This window comes from Acinetobacter sp. YH01005 (assembly GCF_013420465.1).
GTDB lineage: Bacteria > Pseudomonadota > Gammaproteobacteria > Pseudomonadales > Moraxellaceae > Acinetobacter > Acinetobacter amyesii.
In genome coordinates this window covers 106,525-128,452 of the sequence record NZ_VOYA01000007.1, presented here as the reverse complement: position 1 = coordinate 128,452, position 21,928 = coordinate 106,525, and the positions used below count along the sequence as shown (strand labels likewise).

The following is a 21,928-nucleotide window of genomic DNA, read 5'->3' as shown; positions in this document are numbered from 1 at the left end:
TCCTATTGCGCTGGATAAGCCGAGTCAGTGTTGTGATGCTGTGAATCAATCGCTGATTTCACTTCCACCACATCATCAAACCAATGTCGAACACCATCAATTTCTTGATAGTTTTCATGGCCTTTACCAGCAATCACCACAATATCACCCGCTTGCGCATGGTTGACTGCGAATTTAATCGCTTCACGGCGGTCATGGATTTCATGGACAGTTTTTCCAGTGAAATCAATACCAGCCTTCATATCTGCAAAAATTTGTTCTGGGTTTTCAGTACGTGGATTATCTGAGGTAATCAACGCAATATCTGCATGGTTTAATGCCGCTTGTGTCATCAATGGACGCTTACCACGGTCACGATCACCACCACAGCCAAACACCGCCCATAGCTGTTGCGATACATGACGTTTTAAAGTCTGTAACACTTGAACTAAAGCATCTGGTGTATGTGCATAATCCACCACAAACAGGCGTTCATCATCACGAATCACTTGCATACGACCCGGTGCACCTTTTAACTCGGGCGCAGTTGCGATCAAGGCAGATAAGTCAAAACCCGCTTGCTCCGCTGAAATTAAGCTCGCCACAATATTTTCAATATTGAAGTGTCCCAATAATGGACTTTGCACCACAAATTCAGCTTGAGCAGTACGCAATTTAAATTGTGCGCCCGTTAAGCTGTATTGAATATCCGTCACTTGATAATCCGCAGCCTGACGCGTTGAATAAGTCAAAATTTTAGGCTGAGCCGGGTTTTGGCGTGCGGCATTCAGCATCACTTCTGCATGTTCATCATCGAGATTGATGACTGCAACTTTGAGCGATGGAAACTGAAACAAACGTGATTTCGCTTCAGCATAGGCTTCAAGGGTTTTATGATAATCCAAATGGTCACGACTTAAATTGCTATAAGCGGCAATTTCAATTGCACAGCCATTTAATCGACCTTGTTCTAAGCCATGCGAACTTGCCTCAATGGCAGCAAACTCTGCACCTTCAAGTGCATAGGTATGCAACGCATTTTGCATATGTAACGCATCTAAAGTGGTGTGAGAAGAGGCTTCTAAATTCGGTAAAATTCCGTTACCAGTGGTTCCCATCACTGCACATTTTTTGCCTTGCAGCATGAGTAATTCAGCGATTAAACGAGAGATCGTGGTTTTACCATTGGTACCCGTCACTGCCAAAATTCGTGCAGCTTGAGCTGGTTGAGTTGCCTGTAGATATTGCTTTTGCCACTGCCCCATCAATTGACGCACATCCGCGATCACGACACTTTGATCCAAGCCCAAATCAGTTTCTGAAATGACAGCCAACGCGCCATTCTCTAACGCTGCACGTGCAAATTGTGCTGTTTTTTCAGGTTGCGAAAACGAAGTCAGGGCAATAAATATTTGCCCTGCTGTAACTTTGCGACTATCCAGATTGAAGCCCTGAAAGGATTGCAACATCCATTCTGCGGGCTGTTCAACGGTGTATAGATCTTGAAACGTAATTTTCATTCATCACCTATTACTGGATCTTAGGAGTGTCTAAAGGTTTATCTAAAGGTACGTTCATTAAACGTAAAGATTCTTGCATTACACGAGCAAAAACGGGTGCAGCCACCAGGCCACCGTAATACTGACCTGTTGGGTTTTCCACTACAACAATCATGGCCAAACGTGGATCACTCACTGGTGCGACACCAGCAAAGAGTGCACGATATTCTGAAGTCGAATAACCTTTACGGTCTGCACGTAATTTATGTGCTGTACCAGTTTTACCTGCCACGCGATAACCCGGAATATTGGCTTGACGTGCCGTACCACCCGGTAAGGTCACCGCTTCCATCATTAAAAGCACTTGATCAGCAATTTTAGGGTCAACCATCTGCTCACCTTTCGGCTTTTCCTCAAGCTTGTACAAGCTCAGTGGCATTTTGACGCCTTTGTTGGCAATCATGGCATAAGCATCCGCCAGTTGGAGCACTGTAGCGTTCAAACCATAACCATAAGCCATGGTTGCTACTTCAGACACATTCCATTTGCTCTTCGGCAAAATCAGACCAGCACTTTCACCGGGGAATTTCACCGCTGAACGTTGACCAAAGCCAAGACGTTGATAGAACGTTGGTAATGTTTCATAAGGGAGAGATAAAGCGATTTTTGCCACACCGACGTTAGACGATTTTTGAATAATGCCGCCCAAAGTCAGAGGGCCATAGTTATGCGTATCTCGAATAGTATGATTCCCAACGCGCATAGAACCAGGCGTGGTATTTACAACCGTATTTGCCGTGTATTTGCCGCTTTCCAACGCCATTGCCACGGTCATTGGCTTCATGGTTGAACCTGGCTCAAAGGAGTCAATCGCACCACGGTTACGCATGGCATCTTTATTTAAGACACCTTTTTTATCATTCGGGTTGTACGACGGCCAAGAGGTCATCGCTAAAATTTCACCCGTTTTGACATCGACAGCAATCGCTGTGGCAGAACGTGCGTTATTGGCTACGCCGGCTGCAGTCAACTCACGATACATAATGTATTGCAAACGTGAATCGATACTGAGCGTGATATTTTCACCCGACTCAACTTCTTTCACGATCTCAGGGTCTTTAACGCGGTTGCCTTTTTTATCTCGGACAATTTGCTGCGCACCATCTACGCCTGCAAGACGTTCATTCAATTGCATCTCTAAACCTTCGATGCCCATACCCTCACTATTGGTTAAACCAATAATTTGTGAGTTTGGCTGAGGCTGTGGATAGTAGCGCTTATAGTTTTTCTCGGTATATACCCCCTGAAAGTCACGTTTCATGATCAATTCAGCTTGTTGTGGTGGCACTTCTTTCTTTAAAACTAAATAACGTGAACGTGGACGCTCATTCATTTTGCGTCTCAATTCAGCACGATCCATCCCTACAGCATCAGCGAGTTCATCTAAATTCAGATTTTTATCTGGTAATTGACGTTTTAACTTACGATTGTTTGGATCTTTAGCCAATTCGGCCGTAATTTCTTCAAAGAGTTTTTTATTGTCAAAATAATCACGTGGATCGATCACGATTTTCATGATCGGAGTACTAATGGCTAAAGGAACGCCGTGACGGTCATAGATGACACCGCGCATGGCTTTTAAGGTTTCAGTTCTTAAAATTTTGGCATTGGCTTTATTTTGTAAAAAGTCTTTATTGATGATTTGTACATAAAAAGCCCGCCCGACCAATGCAATAAAGCACAGTAAAACCACCGCCCACATCAAGTGATAGCGCCACATCTCCACCGAAATGGCTGTACGACCAGTAACAGACTGCTGTTTTTTACGCGGAGTTTGTTTGTTTCTCTTTTCAACCATGTGACCGGCAGCCTATTTTTTCTGTTCTGGAGTTTGTGGCAATGAAATAACAACGGTTTGTGCAATAGGAGGCGAATACATCCGTAATTGGGTAACTGCACGTGTCCCAATTTGGGCTGTTGCACCGAAAGTTTGTTGTTCGATCAGCAAACGTCCCCATTCTGCGTTGAGGTCATCCCTTTCACGCATATAGGTACTCAATTGACGATAATCTTGGCGATATTCAAAGACTTGAAAGACCACCATAATCGCACTCACAAAAACCAAGAGCAATAAAATGCCGTATGTAATGATTTTCTTCGACTGCGATTGATCAGAGTTTTTTTCGATTGCTTCGGTTTTCATTCTTTGCCTTTTAAGCTAAACGCTCTGCCACACGAAGCCAAGCACTACGAGATCGCGGATTGGCTTTAACCTCTTCTTCACTTGCTTTAATTCGTGACACTTTTTTTAAGCGGCGGGTATCTTCGCGTTTTTGTGGTAAACCCCAGCCTGTGTCTTCTGCAAGTGTAGATTCTTTTTGAATAAATTGTTTAATTAAACGATCCTCTAAAGAGTGGAAACTGATCACTGCAAGAGTGCCTTCAGGTTTCAGCATATCCACCGCTTGAGGTAAGAAGATATCAATATCGTCGAGTTCTTTGTTAATAGCAATACGAATTGCTTGGAAAGTTCGTGTCGCTGCATGTTTATTTTTTTCCCATTTCGGGTGGGCAACTTTCACGATTTCAGCCAATTGAGCTGTGGTTTCAATATACCCTGCCGCTTTAATCGCTTTGGCAATACGGCGGCTATAACGTTCTTCACCATATTTAAAAATAATATTGGCCAAATCTTCTTCTTCAATATCAACCAACCACTCTGCGGCTGTTGGGCCTTGTGAGTTGTCCATACGCATATCAAGTGGGCCATCTTTCATAAAGCTAAAGCCACGCTCTGCTTGGTCTAGCTGCGGAGATGACACCCCTAAATCCGCCATTATACCGTCGACCAAATCGATACCACGACTACGCAGTTCCTCTTTTAAATCGGCAAAACTGGCGTGAATAATTTTAAAACGCGCATCTTCTTGTTCTAATTCTGCTGCAACGGCCAATGCTTGTGGGTCTTTATCAAAGGCATAAACACGTGCATTTTCATCTAATTTAGACAGTAATAAACGTGTATGACCGCCACGCCCAAATGTGCCATCTACGAAAATTCCTGTATTGCGATCTGCCAGTAAAGCATCAACAGTTTCATGAAGTAATACAGAAATATGCGACATAAGGGTTCGTTCAACACAGCTAAAAATGTAACTGCACATTATTACCTTGTTTTAGCAAAGCTCCAAACGTCTTTTTGTACAGAAATATTACTTTCCATAGAGAAAACCGTTTTTATTTTTTGCCATCCATTAAAAAACCTCCCGAAGGAGGTCTTTGAACATCTCAAATCATAGATTTCGATGTATTAGCGCTTGTTATTGTAGATCTGATCGAAGATCGCACCATTCACAAAATGTGTTTGTTGAGCTTTTGCCCAACCACCAAACACTTCATCAATAGTAAATGTTTTTAATGGCGGGAACTGTGATTTATATTTTGCTAAAACTGCTGCATTACGTGGGCGATAGAAATGACGAGCCGCCATTTCTTGACCTAATGGAGAATAAAGATAATTGATATAGCCTTGAGCTAACCATTTATTACCATTTTTATCGACAGTTTTATCCACGATCGCCACTGAAGGCTCAGTCAAAATCGACATCGATGGATACACGATATCAAATTTGTTTTTACCCAAAGTTTTTTGAGTAACTAAAGCTTCGTTTTCCCAAGTCAATAACACATCACCAATACCACGTTCTGCAAATGTAGTCATCGATGCACGTGCCGCAGAGTCCATTACTTTTACGTTATGGTACATTTTACCCACGAAATCTTTGGCTTTCGCTTCATTACCACCCGGTTGTTTCAAAGCATAACCCCAAGCTGACAAGTAAACCCAACGTGGGAGACCGCCAGTTTTCGGGTTCGGGGTAATAATTTGTACGCCCGGCTTGGTTAAATCAGACCAATCTTTAATATGTTTCGGGTTGCCCTTACGCACCATGAAGACAATCGTTGACGTATATGGCGCTGAGTTATGTGGAAACTCTTTTTGCCAACCTGGTTGAATCTGACCAGACTTCACAATTTCTTCGATGTCATTGGCCAAGGCCAAAGTCACGACATCACCTTTTAAACCGTCTACTACAGAACGGGCTTGTTTACCTGAACCACCATGTGATTGTTTAAATGCAACCGTTTTACCCGTACGCTCTTTCCAATATGCGCCAAATGACTTATTAAATTCGTCATAAAATTCACGCGTTGCATCATAAGAAACGTTTAAAAATTCACGATCAGCGGCCTGAGCAGACGCTGAGAAAGCAACACCTGTGGCAAGCAACGCAGCACTGAGCCACGCCTTAAATTGAGTTTTCATAACAGCCAGCATAAAGTTATATTCAATACTGCTAAATATATGAAATAAAGTCATAAATCGCAATTGCAGCAAGTTTAGACCCTTTGCTGGATACAGCTAACGCAGCGAATTTAATTGTTTGTTTTTCATATTAAAATACACAAATACAATCTACTTATTCCCTATATATAGATTTTTATGCATTACATATGCGAAAAACGGATAATCCAGATTATCCGTTTTTACAACGCCCATTATGGTGGATCGTTTTACTCTTTATTCTTTTCACTATAAATTTGATCGAAAATCGCACCATTCACAAAATGTGTTTTTTGCGCTTTAGCCCAACCGCCAAACACTTTATCAATGGTAAAGATTTGAACTTTCGGAAATTGAGCAGCGTACTTTGCAGTGGCTTTTGCATCGCGAGGGCGGAAGAAATATTTACCTGCCAGCTCTTGGCCTTTAGGTGAATATAGATAGTTCAAATAACCCTTCGCCAAATTTCGATTACCATTTTTGTCGACAGTTTTATCTACTACAGCTACTGAAGGTTCAGCTAAAATTGAAATAGACGGATAAACAATGTCATATTTATCTTTGCCTAAGCCCTGAGTTGCTAACAGTGCCTCATTTTCCCAAGACAGCAAGACATCTCCAATGCCACGCTCAGCAAAGGTCGTGAGTGAACCACGTGCGCCAGAATCCAATACTTTGACATTACTATAGAGTTTTTTCACCAATTCTTTGGCTTTGGCGTCATTGCCACCCGGTTGTTTTAAGGCATATCCCCATGCTGATAAATAGATCCAACGCGGTGCCCCACCAGTTTTTGGATTTGGCGTAATAATTTCAACACCCGGTTTGGTCAGGTCATTCCAATCTTTAATTTTTTTCGGGTTGCCCTTACGCACCAAAAATACGATGGTTGAGGTATACGGTGCAGAATTATGTGGAAATTGTTTTTGCCAATTCTTATTGATTTGTCCGGTCGCCACAATTTCATCAATATCATTGGCCAATGCCAAAGTCACTACATCTGCCTGTAAACCTGTTGCCACTGCACGAGCTTGTTTGCCAGAGCCACCATGAGATTGTTTAAAATTAATCTCTTGTCCTGTACGCTTTTTCCAATATTGCCCAAATTCTTGGTTATATTCCTGATAAAACTCACGTGTTGGGTCATAAGAAACATTCAAGAAATCTTTTGCGGCATACACCTGTACCGCCACCCCACCCAACAATGCGAAAATGCCCGATGCTATTATTTTTTTCATCTGCTCAAACTCAAATTGATCTTGAGAGCACTATATAAATCAAAAATAACTTTAACAATCAGCTATCTATAATATAAATTCAAATCTATTTCTGTTTTAAAGATATCTAAAAATAACGTATTTAAAACTTTAATTCTGCTAATACAGCAACAATCAGAAGCGATCTCCATGCTATCTTCATAGTTGTTTGCTAAAACATCCGAAAATCTGGAGAAAACAGTCTATTTAGGTAATCCCAGTACAGACTTTTTTAGTTTTTTTGTAAAAATTGTGACGTAGTTCTACTTTTTAATTACGAAAGATGGTTAAATCGTAGTCTAAATATTAAAACTATTTTGCAAATAAAAAGTTCCATCACCAAAACTAGGGGGAGATTTGGACATGAAATTTTCATACGCACTATGCCTAGGCTTAAGTTTAAGCGTGACTGCACAGACTGGATTTTGTGCTGCAACCAGCACCGCATCGAATAACAAACTTACGATGCCTGCTGAACGTACCTCATTGATCGAAAAAGCGATTAATCAGCAAAAATCTGAAGGTAAAGGCCGTACAGATGATAATTTAAAAGTACTTACGTCTATTAAAGCTGCACCGACTCAAAGTTTCTTTGCATCACAAAACCAAAGTTTTTCTCGTTTTGTTCAAGCCATTTTCTCTGGTAGCAACTCATAACGACATCAGTATATTGATGCTGCCCAAGCTATTGTTTTAGACCAGTTCCCCCACTGTCGTCTAAAAAACACTAAAAACGCCTGATCATTCAATGTTGAATTAAGCATTAAGTGATCAGGCTTTTTCGTTATAATAGATCCCAATTTACATTCTGATTAAAAGCTGATTATGACTGTTCGTACTCGTATCGCACCTTCTCCTACTGGTTTCCCGCATGTTGGGACTGCTTATATTGCATTGTTTAACTTATGTTTTGCGAAGCAACATGGCGGTGAATTTATTCTTCGTATTGAAGATACAGACCAACTGCGCTCTACCCCAGAATCTGAAAAAATGATTTTAGATTCATTGCGTTGGTTAGGTTTGAACTGGTCAGAAGGTCCAGATGTGGGTGGCCCTCATGCGCCATATCGCCAATCTGAACGTATGGACATTTATAAACAATATGCGTTGGAACTGGTTGAAAAAGGTCATGCATTCTACTGCTTCGCAACAGCAGAAGAACTCGATCAAATGCGTGCGGAACAACAAGCGCGTGGTGAATCACCGCGTTACGACGGACGTGGCTTAAAACACACTGCGGAAGAAGTGGCGCAGCGTTTGGCTGCTGGTGAACCGCATGTCATTCGTATGAAAGTGCCTGAAGAAGGGATTTGTAAATTTAACGATTTACTGCGTGGCGAAGTCGAAATTCCTTGGGCGCAAGTCGACATGCAAATTCTACTGAAAACCGATGGTTTACCGACGTATCACTTAGCAAACGTAGTTGATGACCATTTAATGGAAATCACTCACGTGATTCGTGGTGAAGAATGGATTCCCTCTGCGCCTAAACACCAATTATTGTACAAATATTTTGGTTGGGACATGCCGGTGCTTTGCCACATGCCGCTGTTACGTAACCCAGATAAATCAAAACTGTCTAAACGTAAAAACCCAACATCAATTAACTACTACAAAGACATCGGCGTTTTACCAGAAGCCTTGTTGAACTACTTAGGCCGCATGGGCTGGTCAATGCCGGATGAAAGTGAAAAATTCACTTTGGCTGAAATGATTGAACACTTTGACATTCAACGTGTATCACTAGGCGGTCCAATCTTTGATGTTGAAAAGCTAAACTGGTTAAATGGTCAATGGATTAAAGGTTTAACACCGGGTCAATTGCTCGATACCCTACTGGCTTGGAAATCAGATCGTAATACCTTGGAAGAAATTGCGGCTGCGATTCAACCGCGTATTAATTTATTGTCTGAAGCAGTGAATTGGGCAGGTTTTTATTTTAACCAATTCCCAACACTCAGCAAAGAACAGTTTGAAAGCAAAAAATTGACCGAAGAACAAGTTCGTCAAAGCCTTCAATTTGCCATTTGGCGTCTAGAAAGCATGTTCACTTGGAACAATGACACCGTCAGCCAAACTTTGATGGATTTGGCGAACCAAATGGACATTAAACTTCGTGACTTCATGCCAACCTTCTTTATTGCTATTGCTGGTTCGACATCTTCGACACCGGTTATGCAATCGATGGTAACCATTGGTCCTGATTTAACCTTTGCTCGCTTACGTCATGCACTTGAAATTGTGGGCGGCCCGAGTAAAAAAGAAACAAAAGCATGGGAAAAACTCAATGAAAGCTTAAAACTGCCGAAAAATGATGCAGTTGATGAAGCTTAATTGATTTTTTAGTTGACGGATGGGCGTTATCCCCCTAATATAGCGCCCATACCGAGAGATGGTGTCAACCCACTCTAAGTTGCCTCAAATTGTCCCTATCGTCTAGAGGCCTAGGACATCGCCCTTTCACGGCGGTAACCGGGGTTCGAATCCCCGTAGGGACGCCATATTCAAGGTGATGCAAATCATCTTATAAAAAACCCAAGCATTATGACTTGGGTTTTTTATTGCCTAAATTTTATCTGATTTAAATTTACGGTATTTTTGCTTTCTGCGTCATTCTGATTAAAATAAACCATAGATTAAAATTATGGAGTTGCAATGCAATACCGTTGCCCTAAATGTCAAAGCCCTAAAATTATGCCTCTTGCGCAAGCAGGCCAGCCTGTTGCTCGTCCTGTCGTGCCTAAAAGCCTGATTATCCTCATCCCTGCGGTATTTATTCTTTTACTGTTGGTGATTATCAGCATCGCAATGTGGATTTTTGGTGACGGTGCAGGTACTACATTACAAACTGCGACTGTTGTTGTATTTATTGCTTGCTTGATTGCAGGCTTCATGTTCTACCGCGACCTGCCAGATTTTAAAATTTCAATGCAAGGTTTTATGCAATCACAGAAAAAATGGAAATGCCGCGAATGTAATCATGAGTGGGAAATCTAAACAGGCCATTTAAATCACATTAGCATTAGTGCTGATGTGATTCATCATGAGAATGCGCGTGATCATCTTGATGATGCTCATGTGCATGATCAGACTTTTGAGTGTGTTGGTGTACTACACATTCATCTTCTTCGATTTGCAATGTCATCTCCGTGATTCCATGTTCATGTTGCAACATTTCAATCGCCTCAAAATACAAGGCATTACGATCGGCTTCAGGTGCAAAGAGATGAACCGTCAAATGCACATTCTTTGACGTAATTGCCCAGACCTTTAACTGGTGAATACTCTCCACCCCTTTGAGTGCCAATAAATCATTGCGTAATTTTTCTATGTCGATTTCTTCAGGCACACCTTCCAATAAAATATTGATACTTTGTTTGAGTAAAATCCAAGTCCTTGGTAAGACCCAAAAGCCAATGAGCACCGCAATAAGCGTATCGACCCACATCCAGCCGGTAAAATAAATAATCGCTGCGCCAATAATCACACCGACCGAACCTAAGGCATCACTTAACACCTCTAGATACGCCCCTTTCACATTCAAGCTTTCTTGTGAACTGGAAAATAAAATACGCATCGAGATTAAGTTAATGATTAGACCGATGACGGCCACAATCATCATGCCCATACTTTGAATTTCCGGCGGCGTTGAAAAGCGCTGATAGGCCTCATACAAAATATAAATCGCAACCACAAATAGCATCAAGGCATTAAACAAGGCTGCCAAAATTTCAAAACGCTGATAGCCAAAGGTACGTTTGTTATCAGCAGGAAGCTTGCCAATTTTGATCGCGACCAATGCTATGGCAAGGGCTGCAGCATCGGTGAACATATGTGCCGCATCTGACAATAGCGCCAAACTTTGCGTCATAAATCCAGCAATGACTTCAATAATCAAAAACGTCGTGGTCAGTGCTAAGGCAAAACTTAATTTTTTGACATTCCCTTCTGTGACAACGGCATGGCTGTGGTCATGCCCATGATGCTCACTCATTATTTTCTGACCTTATAAATTATATGTTCTTCAGTCTTGAGCTTAACAGGTGCAGTAAACGTAATAAAATTACATCATTCAACCTTCAGTATTACGTTTTACCTTCAAACTTTAAAACTGCTTTTTCAGCATCTACTTTCAATTTATTAAAAATAATTTTTCGCGATCTAGATGACTGAAATTACTTATAAATATTTTTTTAATACCTATTCACATATCATGACAAGCATGCTAATTTTCATCTTAAGTGTGATCTGTTTAAAACAATTAAATCATTCATCGCAGCGCACGAATGACTACTGTTAATATTTTTTATTAATCAAGTGGTTATACTTAGCAACAAGGAGTTTAACAATGATGATACAAGCTCTGAAAAAAATTTATGCACTGTTGTCACAACAGATGAATCCAAAGTTGCAAGGAATGCATCTTTCGGTTCCAGAAGCCGAGGGTGATTACGCCCAAGGGACTTATTTTGAAATTCTTGCGGCTCAACACCATCAAGACTTTCTCAGTCACCATACTATGGATTCAGCAGACCAATCCCCTACCGACTATCGTAATGCCATGTGGAATTTTTTAAGTGCCGCATTAAAAGGTCATAAAGATGCCCAATATCGCTTAGGTCTCGGTTATTTACGTGGAGAACTCGGCTTAGACCGTAATTATGAACTTGCAGAGCTTTGGCTCAGTAAAGCTGCTGCACAAGGCCATGAACATGCAGACTACGTCTTACATCATGCCTATGAAGACATAGTTGTATAGTCATTGCATCCTAAGTAATAAAAAACCAGCCCGCAGGCTGGTTTTTTATTTTAAAACTGGAACTTAGTTACCAATTTTGCGGTATTTCTGACGCTTTGCAACAAGGTCATCACCATCACGTTTACGACGGTATTCTTCAAATTCATGGTAGTTACCCGTGAAGAATTCAGGGGTTTCACCTTCAAATGACAAGATGTGCGTAGCAATACGGTCGAGGAACCAACGGTCATGCGAGATCACCATTACAGTACCTGGGAATACCAGAATGGCATCTTCAAGCGCACGTAAAGTTTCGATATCCAAGTCGTTTGATGGTTCATCGAGTAAGATGACGTTTGCGCCCATTTGCAGGATTTTCGCAAGTTGTAAACGGTTACGCTCACCACCTGACAATTGACCTACACGTTTTTGCTGATCTTGACCTTTGAAGTTAAAGCGACCGATATACGCACGAGATGCGATTTCGTATTCACCAATTTTCAAGATGTCTAAACCGCCAGAAACTTCTTCCCAAACAGTTTTGTTGTCATCTAAGGTGTCACGAATCTGACCAACATAAGCCACTTTAACAGACTCACCCAGTACCACAGTACCTGTATCTGGTTGTTGCTCGCCTGTCATCATACGGAACAATGTGGTTTTACCCGCACCGTTCTCACCCACGATACCCACAATGGCACAAGGTGGTACAACGAATGATAAGTCTTTATAAAGCGTACGATCACCAAACGACTTGCTGATGCCTTCAACTTCTACAACCTTGTTGCCTAGACGTGGACCAGGTGGAATGTAGATTTCAGACGTTTCGTTACGCTGTTGGAATTCGCGTGAGTTAAGCTCTTCAAAACGCTCCATACGCGCTTTGTTTTTCTTTTGCTGACCTTTAGCATTTGAACGAACCCATTCAAGTTCTTTTTTCAATGCTTTAGCAAAAGATTCTTCTTGCTTCTGCTCTTGCTCTAAACGGGCATTTTTCTGCTCTAACCAAGAAGAGTAGTTGCCTTGGTATGGAATACCCATGCCGCGGTCAAGCTCAAGAATCCACTCTGCCACGTTATCCAAGAAGTAACGGTCATGGGTAATCGCAACGATCGTACCTGGGAAGTCTTTCAAGAAACGTTCCAACCATGATACTGATGAAGCATCCAAATGGTTCGTTGGTTCATCTAGAAGCAACATGTCTGGTTTAGACAATAACAAACGGCAAAGTGCAACACGACGGCGCTCACCACCAGACAACTTAGATACATCTGCATCCCAAGCTGGAAGGTTCAACGCTGCAGCAGCCTGATCCATTTGGTTCACAATATTATGTGCATCCCATGAATGGATAATCGCTTCTAACTTCTCTTGTTCTTTTGCAAGTGCATCAAAGTCAGCATCTTCTGCTGCATATTCTGCAAACACTTCATCAAGACGCGCCAAAGCATCTAACGGCTCACGTAAACCGTCTTCAACGTTACCACGAACGTCTTTGCTTTCATCCAATGGCGGCTCTTGTTCAAGGTAACCAATTTTGATACCCGGTTGAGCACGTGCTTCACCTGAGAAATCTTTATCTACGCCCGCCATAATACGAAGCAAGGTAGATTTACCTGCACCGTTTAGACCAAGCACACCAATTTTTGCGCCTGGGAAAAATGATAAAGAGATGTCTTTCAGGATTTCGCGCTTAGGCGGAACCATCTTCGACACACGGTTCATCGTGTAAATATATTGGGCCACTTAGGACTCCTCAATAGTCAAAACATATACGGAACAACACAAAGTTGCCCCTGCTCAATTGAGCGAAAAAATAATCGGCTATTATACGCATAAAGTCGTGAAAAAATAAGGTTTCGCACACGCCTTCAATGCATTGTTACAAGTTTAATGGCGAACAAAATTTAAACATGCGTTTTTAAGCATAATTTCGCTCATCTTTAGCTGAAAATTTTTCAATAATATGAATAATTATGATATTCATTTTATAAATAAAGCACTTTTATTCATATATATAAGTGATAGACTGTTTAAAAACTAGCTCTCTTAGATGAAGTAATCATGACCTATAAAGACGAAACTTTAGCAATTCACGCGGGGTATACACCGGAGCCAACCACCAAAGCGGTTGCGGTGCCGATTTATCAAACCACCTCATATTCCTTTGATAACACGCAGCATGGTGCTGATTTATTTGACTTAAAAGTTCAGGGTAATATTTATACCCGCATTATGAATCCAACCACGGCGGTACTTGAACAGCGTGTTGCAGCGCTCGAAGGCGGTATTGGCGCTTTGGCCTTAGCCTCTGGTATGGCAGCCATTACATATGCGATTCAAACTATTGCTGAAGCAGGCGACAATATCGCTTCCGTTTCGACCCTATATGGCGGCACATATAATCTGTTTGCCCACACCCTGCCGAAACAAGGCATTGAAGTTCGCTTCTTTGATTATCAAAACCCTGAAGCGCTGCGTAGCCTCATCGATGACAAAACCAAGTTGGTCTTTGTCGAATCTATTGGTAACCCATTGGGCAATATTATTGACCTCGAAGCAATTTCGAAAATTGCGCACGAATATGGCATACCTGTGGTGGTCGACAATACCGTTGCTACTCCTGTCCTGCAAAAATCATTTGAATTTGGTGCCGACATTGTGGTGCATTCATTGACCAAATATATTGGTGGTCATGGTAATTCGATCGGCGGCATCATCGTCGATAGCGGCAAGTTCCCTTGGGGCAAATATCCTGAACGCTTTAAATCACTGAATACCGCTGATCCAAGCTACCACGGGGTGAATTATGTCGAAGCCTTAGGTGAAGCAGCCTACATTGCTCGTGCGCGCGTGGTACCACTGCGTAATACGGGCGCTGCGATCAGCCCGCACAATGTGTTTTTGATCTTACAAGGTTTGGAAACCTTAAGCCTGCGCATGGAACGCCATACCGAAAATGCGCAAAAAGTGGCTGAATATTTACAGGCGCATCCAAAAGTAAAATGGGTTAACTACGCTGGCCTAAAAGACCACCCACAACATGCTTTGGCGCAAAAATATGTCAAAGGCAAACCATCTGCGATTCTTTCATTCGGCGTTCAAGATGGCCTTGCAGGTGGCACACGTTTCATCGATGCCTTGCAGTTGTTTACTCGCCTTGTGAATATTGGTGATGCCAAAAGTTTAGCCTGCCATCCTGCGACCACGACACATCGTCAGCTCAATGAAGATGAACTCAAAGCAGCGGGGGTCAGCATTGATATGGTTCGTTTATCGATTGGGATCGAACATGCGGATGACTTGATTGCAGACTTAGAGCAAGCCTTAGCTGCTGTTTAAACCATAATTGCACAATCCACAGGTCTTATTTTTAAGGCCTGTTTTTATTTCCATTTCATTTAAATAACCACTCCCACATAATCCGCCTTCCAACTTTGGGCATCTATGGCCCTGCTTCTATATTTATTTACAATTTTATTTATCTTGAAAATCGACTTTTTTAGGTTGCAACGATGTTGATAAAAGCACTTCTCTTTCACATATTTATGTGTTAAAAATTGAGTAAATAGGGATTTTAATTTAGAGTAAAAACTCTAAATATTATTTTATTATCAATTACTTATCATATGGATTTTTTTGAATAAAACGCTATCATACCGCTGACTTAAAACAGCCCTGCACATAGCGTTGTCGGGCCGATAAATGAATACAATAAAACTGATTTAACAGGGAACCTCATCGTGAATTCAAGACTTGAGAAACGTTTCGTTGACCGTGTCAACGGTAAGACTATTTTAATCACCGGTGCATCGAGTGGTATTGGCTTAACCACAGCGCATCGCCTTGCCAATGCAGGCGCACATGTTCTACTGGTTGCACGTACCAAAGAAACCCTCGATGCCGTAAAAGCTGAAATTGAAGCCACTGGCGGTAAAGCTGATGTTTTCCCATGTGACCTCAATGATATGGACTCCATTGATGCTGTGGCACAACAAATCCTCGCTTCCGTCGATCATATCGATATCTTAATTAATAACGCTGGCCGTTCTATTCGTCGTGCCGTGCATGAATCAACCGATCGTTTCCATGATTTTGAACGTACTATGCAGTTGAACTATTTTGGCGCGGTACGTTTGGTGATGAACCTGTTGCCGAAAATGATGATTCGTCGTGAAGGTCATATCATCAACATCAGCTCGATTGGTGTATTGGCCAATGCAACACGCTTCTCTGCATATGTTGCGTCTAAAGCCGCATTAGATGCTTTTAGCCGTTGCCTGAGTGCTGAAGTTCACTCGCATAATATTGCCATCACGTCGGTCTACATGCCATTGGTGCGCACACCAATGATCGCCCCAACCAAAATATATAAATACGTTCCAACGCTTTCTCCAGAACAAGCAACAGACCTGATTGCCTATGCCATCGTGAAACGTCCGAAGAAAGTCGCAACCAATTTGGGCCGTTTGGCTTCGATCACCTACTCCATTGCTCCTGACATTAATAACAAACTCATGTCGATTGGTTATAACTTGTTCCCAAGTTCTTCAGCGTCTATTGGTAAGCAAGAAAAACTCAATTGGGTACAAAAAGCATATGCTCGCCTATTCCCTGGTGAACACTGGTAAGACCTAATACCCCCCTAAAAAAGCCCTTATGAGGGCTTTTTTTATTGGGTTTTATGCGGCAACTTTGCTACATTGGGCTGAGATAATATCAACTTTTATAACAATGAAAACTCAAAACATTGCCATCATTGGTGCGGGTACAGCAGGATTAGCTGCTGCAGCAATGCTTGCTGCTCAAGGCCATCAGATCTGCTTATATGAAAAAGTCTCACAACTTGAACCTGTGGGCGCAGGATTATTATTACAACCTGCCGGGCTGGCAGTTTTCGAACATTTAGGCATTTTGGAACACGCCTTAAGCTTAGGTACTGTAGTAACTGGTCTTGAAGGTCAACTGGCTGGCGGTGACTTGCTGATTAACAGTCATTATCGACAAGCCGATGACCGTTCATATGGACTCGGCATTCACCGTGCCACACTCTGTCATGTCCTCGCATCCAAAGTCCATGAGTATCCTCAACACGTTGAGTGGTGCATGGCGCATGAGGTGCATGAACTTCAAGAATCCAGTGACGGTATAAACGTGATTGGGCAATCCACAGATCAAACCTTTCAACGTCAATTTGATCTCGTGCTGATCGCCAATGGTGCACGCAGCCATTTACGCCCTAAAGCATGGGAAAAGCTCAACCAAGCCTATCCTTGGGGTGCAAAGTGGATTATCGTGCCTGAATGCGAAGTGCTCAATCCACAAATCTTGCATCAGTTCTATGACCGTTCCAATATCATGATGGGTGTGATGCCAACAGGAGCAATTCCAACACAGCCTGAACAGCGACTTTCGAGCATTTTCTGGAGCTTACCTACAGCAGATTTAGCGGGATTCTTAAAAACCAAGAGCGCGCAGCAGCAATGGCTGCTTGAGGTTTCAAAACGCTGGCCTAGTGTTGCAGAATGGTTAGCGCATGTGATTCCACATCCTGATGATCCGCAGCAATGGCTGTCTGCCAACTATCGTGATGTGGTGCTGAGCAAACTCGGTGAAGGCCGTATCGGCATCTTAGGAGATGCGGCTCATGCCATGAGTCCACAGCTTGGTCAAGGCGCCAATATGGCGCTGCTCGATGCATGGGCCATCAGTCAGGCCCTACTTCAACATCAACAGGATTCCTCACTGCAAAACCTCTGGCAGCAGTATCATCAACTGCGGTTGCCGTCCGTGCGGTTTTACCAATTTTTTAGCCGCCTGCTGACTCCTTTTTATCAATCACATCATCGCTGGACAGCGCCGCTGCGTGATATTTCATTTCGTTCCATGTATCAGCTGCCGTTTTTCCGCAAAGAAATGGCCATCACGATTTCTGGCTTAAAAACAGGTGCGTTTGGGCAAATGAATTATGCCGACATAGCCCGTAAGCCTGCAGATGATTCTGCGGCTGAACTGCGCAATTTAAAATTTGATTAAGAATTAACTCCCCATCATTCTCTTGATGGCTTACACTATGATGCTGCTCAAATGCTGCGGCATTTATTTTTTGATTTTTGAATTGGTGAAATCCTCATGAACAACCTGCAATGGCTCGATGAAGTAAAATTTAACGAACAAGGCTTAGTGCCTGCTATTGCACAGCATCATCAAAGCGGACGCGTATTGATGGTGGCATGGATGAACCGTGAAGCGTTGGCGCAAACTGCAGAAAAAAATCAAGCGGTGTACTTTTCACGTTCACGCAATAAGTTATGGCATAAAGGTGAAGAATCTGGCCATTTCCAAACCGTGCATGAAATCCGTTTGGACTGTGATGCTGACGTGATTGTGCTACAAATTGAACAACATGGCGGCATTGCCTGCCATACCGGTCGTGAGTCGTGTTTCTATCGCAAACTTACTGCCAATGGCTGGGAAGTTGTCGATGCGCAATTGAAAGATCCGGCTGCAATTTATGGTGCAAAATCAGCAAATCCACATACCCTTGCGATGAATGCGTCCAATGTACAATCTGAGCAAGTCGAAGTACTCGACTACTTAGGTAAAATGATGGCTGAACGCAAACAAGCCGACCCTGAATCCTCTTATGTGGCAAAGCTTTACCATAAAGGTCTGAATAAAATTTTAGAAAAAATCGGTGAAGAAAGTGTTGAAACCATCATTGCCGCTAAAGATTTTAAAATCGAAGCCAATGAAGACAACAAAAACGATCTGATTTACGAAGTGGCAGACCTTTGGTTCCATACCATTGTAATGCTAGGTTATTTCGATATTGATCCTCAATTGGTACTTAACGAACTCGCTCGTCGTCAAGGCCTTTCCGGTTTGGTTGAAAAAGCCAACCGTCAGCACTAAGACGCAACCGTGCCAGAGCTTAAAAAACCGACCGCGACCTATGAGCAGGCTACTGCCATAGATAACGCACGTCTAGGCAAATCATTTAAAGTGATCGCCTATGCTGGCACAGGTAAAACCACCACACTCCAAATGATCAGTGATGCCATGCCTCAGCGGCGTGGCATGTACTTGGCCTTTAACAAAGCCATTGCCACCGAAGCACAGAATCGTTTTCATCAAAATGTCGACTGTCGAACCTTCCACTCATTGGCTTATCGTAGTGTTCCACGTGGAGTGACTGATAAACTGCGTCTACCGCGTTTAAGTCCGAGTTTTATTGCCAAAGAGTATCGACTAGAACCGATCACCTTACGTCGTATGATGGGCGGTCGTTATGAAAAATATGTACTCATGCCTTCGCGTTTGGCAAGTCTGGTGGCAAACGCTGTCAGTTATTTCTGTTCGACCAGTTCACAGTACCCTGCCCCACGACATCTACAAGCACCGAGTTGGCTGCATCCGGACGATATCGAAAGCTTACAAAAGCATTTGTATCCTGCCATTGAACGTCGTTGGTTAGAGTCGATTGATCCGAACCATGCAGCAGGGATTGGACACGATATTTATTTAAAACTTTGGGCTTTGTCTGAACCGAATATTCCTGCGGATTATGTGCTGTTCGATGAAGCTCAAGATGCTGACCCACTAATGCTGGGGATTTTACTGAAACAGCGGAATACCCAAGTCATCTATGTTGGCGATGCGCATCAACAAATTTATGCATGGCGTGGTGCAGTCAATGCCATGCAGCAACTCCCATTACCTGAATCACGTTTAACCACGTCTTTCCGTTTTGGTGAAGAAATTGCCTTGAACGCCAATGCTCTGCTGGGCGCATTGAATGAAACCGTACCGTTATTGGGTAATCCACAACTCAACTCTAAAGTGGTTAATAAGCCTCATACCAAGATGCGCGATGCCATTTTATGTCGTACTAATGCACGCGCGATGGAACTGTTATTGGCGGGTTTGGTTAAGGGCGAAAAGGTCAGCCTGCAAGCAGATCATGCGCGACTCAATCGTTTTGTCGATGCAGCAGCCATGCTCAAGCAAGGCAAACGCGTAGTCGATGTCCCAGAGCTTGCGTGGTTTAACTCATGGCATGATGTGCATGAATATTGTGAAACCAATGACGGCAGCGATATTAAACCGCTAGTGAAGTTGGTCGATGACCACGGTACTGACCCACTGAAAAAGGCGCTGGCAAAAATCACCCCGATTGATCAAGCCGACTACATCATCTCCACCGCCCATAAAGCCAAAGGTTTAGAATGGGATCGGGTACATATTGAAGATGACTACCAATTTAAGCTCAACGATAAAGATTATAAAATTAGTGACGAAGAGTTACGGTTACTTTACGTGGCCTGCACACGTGCTAAAGTAAGTTTAAATATCCATCATATTTATGACTTGATGCAGCATTTAAAACGTCAAATGCCCAAATCTTTGGCGCAAGCGGTCAGCTAGTATGATGAAAAAGGTGAATAAACAATAAATCAGTAAAAGGTGCACCATGAAAATACAATCGATTCAACTCAAGCACACCCTTCATTTTACTGATATCACCCTCAATTTTAATTATCACGATCTGCCGATTACCTTAATTTTGGGTGATCAAAGTTCTGGAAAAACCTCCCTACTGCGCTTTAGTTACCAGGCCCTCACTTGGTTTGCTGCACGCTATAAAGATTTGCGTACAGCAGGTGTGGTGATGCTCGATCAAGACATCATGTTAAATCGCTTACAATCGAAACTTGATATTCAAGTCAGTTTTCCCGAAGAGATTGGCTCATTTCAGCTTTCAAGTGATCAGCAAGACCAAGACCCACAATGTTGTTCATGGCAATTGTACAAAACCTTAAACAGTCAAGGCGTCGGTCTCAGTAAGGCTGAAACACAGCAATTAGAATCGATGGTTGCGCTGTATCAAAAAGCCCTCAAAGCCGATCCGTTACAAGGGTTGCCACTCATTGCCTATTACCCTGCTGAACGTTTCGTCAACGATGTGAATATTCTCAATAAAAATAATCCTGCTATTTTTCAGCCTTCGCATGCTTATGAAATATCGGCCATTCCCTTTACCACGTTTATTCGTTTTTTTGAGTGGTTTCGAGAAATATCCGACATTGAAAATGCGCAAAGTGCCGAATTAATTCAAAATTTATTACATCCTAAAACCCAAGCCGATATACCCAACGCATCAGACACACCTCTTTTTGGGCATAAACTAGCACAAGCTCAGGCCGATCTACACGCGCCGTCACTCAGATCATTAAAACAAGCCTTAGAGACCGTGTTGCCCGATGTGAGCAATATTTATCTGCAATATCACCCCAAATTACAGTTAATGGTCTGCTATCAAGGCAAAGATATGTTGTTTCAACAGTTGTCGAATAGTGTGCGTAACCTTGTGGCCTTAATTGGTGATATTGTGCGTCGCCTCTGTCTACTCAATCCTCATAGCTTATATCCGTGCCAAGAAGGTGACGGTATTTTATTGATCGACGCCATAGACCACCAACTCGATCAAAACATGACTCAAGTGATTTTGACCCGTTTAAATCAAGCGTTTCCACGACTCCAAATCATTGCCAGCGGCAACCGTCCTGAACTGCTGGAACAGGCTTCTCGTTTTCAGTGCTTACAACTACAGAATAAAAAGCTCAGTGAGATTCAGCCTGAAAAACTACAAGAAACTTATGATCAGATTTATCAGCAGTTGCAACTCGGATCAAAGGTATCGCTTCCAGCCAAAACTGAAGAGACTGAATTAAATGAGCCGCTGAACAGCCCAGATACGATCCAGCACATGTTGCAATTAATCCAGACGCAACTGACCGAGCAACAGCAACAAGAATTGGTTAGGGCTTTATCACAGCGGGGTGATCAGGACGTTACGATCCAACCGCTAAGTTAAAAAAACTGAGGCTGATTAAGTGAGCGTAATCCATAGCCTCGATGTTTAAATATTCAGCAACAAGGCCGCAATAGATGTCTAGACAGTTTCGTCAGGCGTATAATGTGTAAGTGGGTCATAAAAAAGATTGATGTTGTTTTACGCATGTAATATGATCGGTTTTATTTGCAATTTTCATAGTAACATCGGAAATTGCTATCGCTTCACGAGTTGCGCAACACAGCTTGTTTTTAA

18 protein-coding genes and 1 tRNA gene are annotated in these 21,928 nt (G+C 42.5%); 11 read left to right on the top strand and 8 right to left on the bottom strand.

Annotated elements, in window-relative coordinates; all coding sequences use genetic code 11:
* Positions 1-2: 2 nt before the first annotated feature.
* The 6 genes from FTT72_RS06790 to FTT72_RS06765 all read right to left on the bottom strand — a co-directional run bounded on the left by FTT72_RS06790 (position 3) and on the right by FTT72_RS06765 (position 7,061).
* Complete coding sequence (locus FTT72_RS06790) at positions 3-1,499, bottom strand: UDP-N-acetylmuramoyl-L-alanyl-D-glutamate--2,6-diaminopimelate ligase (RefSeq protein ID WP_180178075.1); 1,497 nt, start codon at positions 1,497-1,499, stop codon at positions 3-5.
* Between the two features lie 10 nt (positions 1,500-1,509).
* Positions 1,510-3,336 (bottom strand): penicillin-binding protein PBP3, encoded by a 1,827-nt coding sequence (ftsI, locus tag FTT72_RS06785; protein WP_168378186.1) that lies wholly within the window; start codon positions 3,334-3,336, stop codon positions 1,510-1,512.
* A 12-nt stretch (positions 3,337-3,348) separates the two neighbouring features.
* Positions 3,349-3,681: a cell division protein FtsL gene (ftsL, locus tag FTT72_RS06780; protein ID WP_078189390.1), complete on the bottom strand. Its 333-nt coding sequence runs from the start codon at positions 3,679-3,681 to the stop codon at positions 3,349-3,351.
* A 10-nt stretch (positions 3,682-3,691) separates the two neighbouring features.
* The gene (gene rsmH / locus FTT72_RS06775; RefSeq protein ID WP_180008673.1) at positions 3,692-4,603 is read right to left on the bottom strand and encodes a 16S rRNA (cytosine(1402)-N(4))-methyltransferase RsmH; all 912 of its coding nucleotides are present in this window, start codon (positions 4,601-4,603) and stop codon (positions 3,692-3,694) included.
* A 185-nt stretch (positions 4,604-4,788) separates the two neighbouring features.
* Positions 4,789-5,805 carry a sulfate ABC transporter substrate-binding protein gene (locus tag FTT72_RS06770; RefSeq protein ID WP_078189545.1) on the bottom strand — a complete coding sequence of 339 codons (1,017 nt, stop codon included), beginning with the start codon at positions 5,803-5,805 and terminating at the stop codon, positions 4,789-4,791.
* 248 nt (positions 5,806-6,053) lie between these two features.
* On the bottom strand, positions 6,054-7,061 hold the full coding sequence (locus tag FTT72_RS06765) for a sulfate ABC transporter substrate-binding protein (protein WP_180178074.1): 1,008 nt from the start codon (positions 7,059-7,061) through the stop codon (positions 6,054-6,056).
* Positions 7,062-7,442: 381 nt separating this feature from the next.
* Here FTT72_RS06765 and FTT72_RS06760 point away from each other — a divergent pair, with 381 nt between their 5' ends.
* The 4 genes from FTT72_RS06760 (at position 7,443) to FTT72_RS06745 (ending at position 10,076) form a co-directional block, all read left to right on the top strand.
* Positions 7,443-7,736 carry a hypothetical protein gene (locus tag FTT72_RS06760; RefSeq protein ID WP_078192541.1) on the top strand — a complete coding sequence of 98 codons (294 nt, stop codon included), beginning with the start codon at positions 7,443-7,445 and terminating at the stop codon, positions 7,734-7,736.
* Positions 7,737-7,904: 168 nt separating this feature from the next.
* Entirely contained in the window at positions 7,905-9,413 is a 1,509-nt protein-coding gene (gltX, locus tag FTT72_RS06755) for a glutamate--tRNA ligase (protein WP_168378189.1), read from the top strand.
* A gap of 91 nt (positions 9,414-9,504) precedes the next feature.
* A tRNA-Glu gene (locus FTT72_RS06750) sits at positions 9,505-9,580 on the top strand.
* A gap of 154 nt (positions 9,581-9,734) precedes the next feature.
* Positions 9,735-10,076: a hypothetical protein gene (locus FTT72_RS06745; protein WP_078189395.1), complete on the top strand. Its 342-nt coding sequence runs from the start codon at positions 9,735-9,737 to the stop codon at positions 10,074-10,076.
* A 25-nt stretch (positions 10,077-10,101) separates the two neighbouring features.
* On the opposite strand, the gene FTT72_RS06740 is transcribed toward FTT72_RS06745, so the two are convergent.
* Positions 10,102-11,073, bottom strand: coding sequence for a cation diffusion facilitator family transporter (locus FTT72_RS06740; protein ID WP_180012416.1), 972 nt, complete (start codon positions 11,071-11,073; stop codon positions 10,102-10,104).
* Positions 11,074-11,427: 354 nt separating this feature from the next.
* Here FTT72_RS06740 and FTT72_RS06735 point away from each other — a divergent pair, with 354 nt between their 5' ends.
* Positions 11,428-11,838, top strand: coding sequence for an SEL1-like repeat protein (locus FTT72_RS06735; protein ID WP_078189397.1), 411 nt, complete (start codon positions 11,428-11,430; stop codon positions 11,836-11,838).
* Between the two features lie 63 nt (positions 11,839-11,901).
* Here the strand turns inward: FTT72_RS06735 and ettA are convergent, their stop codons facing one another.
* Positions 11,902-13,563: an energy-dependent translational throttle protein EttA gene (gene ettA, locus FTT72_RS06730; RefSeq protein WP_078189398.1), complete on the bottom strand. Its 1,662-nt coding sequence runs from the start codon at positions 13,561-13,563 to the stop codon at positions 11,902-11,904.
* A 318-nt stretch (positions 13,564-13,881) separates the two neighbouring features.
* Between ettA and FTT72_RS06725 the strand changes: the two genes are divergently transcribed.
* The 6 genes from FTT72_RS06725 (at position 13,882) to FTT72_RS06700 (ending at position 21,694) form a co-directional block, all read left to right on the top strand.
* Positions 13,882-15,159, top strand: a complete 1,278-nt coding sequence (locus tag FTT72_RS06725) for an O-acetylhomoserine aminocarboxypropyltransferase/cysteine synthase family protein (protein ID WP_180005477.1) — start codon at positions 13,882-13,884, stop codon at positions 15,157-15,159.
* Between the two features lie 401 nt (positions 15,160-15,560).
* On the top strand, positions 15,561-16,448 hold the full coding sequence (locus tag FTT72_RS06720) for an SDR family NAD(P)-dependent oxidoreductase (protein WP_078189400.1): 888 nt from the start codon (positions 15,561-15,563) through the stop codon (positions 16,446-16,448).
* A gap of 103 nt (positions 16,449-16,551) precedes the next feature.
* Positions 16,552-17,853, top strand: coding sequence for an NAD(P)/FAD-dependent oxidoreductase (locus FTT72_RS06715; protein WP_180178073.1), 1,302 nt, complete (start codon positions 16,552-16,554; stop codon positions 17,851-17,853).
* Positions 17,854-17,949: 96 nt separating this feature from the next.
* Positions 17,950-18,732, top strand: coding sequence for a bifunctional phosphoribosyl-AMP cyclohydrolase/phosphoribosyl-ATP diphosphatase HisIE (hisIE, locus tag FTT72_RS06710; RefSeq protein WP_180009539.1), 783 nt, complete (start codon positions 17,950-17,952; stop codon positions 18,730-18,732).
* 9 nt (positions 18,733-18,741) lie between these two features.
* Positions 18,742-20,244: a UvrD-helicase domain-containing protein gene (locus tag FTT72_RS06705; protein WP_180009538.1), complete on the top strand. Its 1,503-nt coding sequence runs from the start codon at positions 18,742-18,744 to the stop codon at positions 20,242-20,244.
* Between the two features lie 46 nt (positions 20,245-20,290).
* Positions 20,291-21,694, top strand: a complete 1,404-nt coding sequence (locus tag FTT72_RS06700) for an AAA family ATPase (RefSeq protein WP_180178072.1) — start codon at positions 20,291-20,293, stop codon at positions 21,692-21,694.
* Positions 21,695-21,928: the final 234 nt, after the last annotated feature.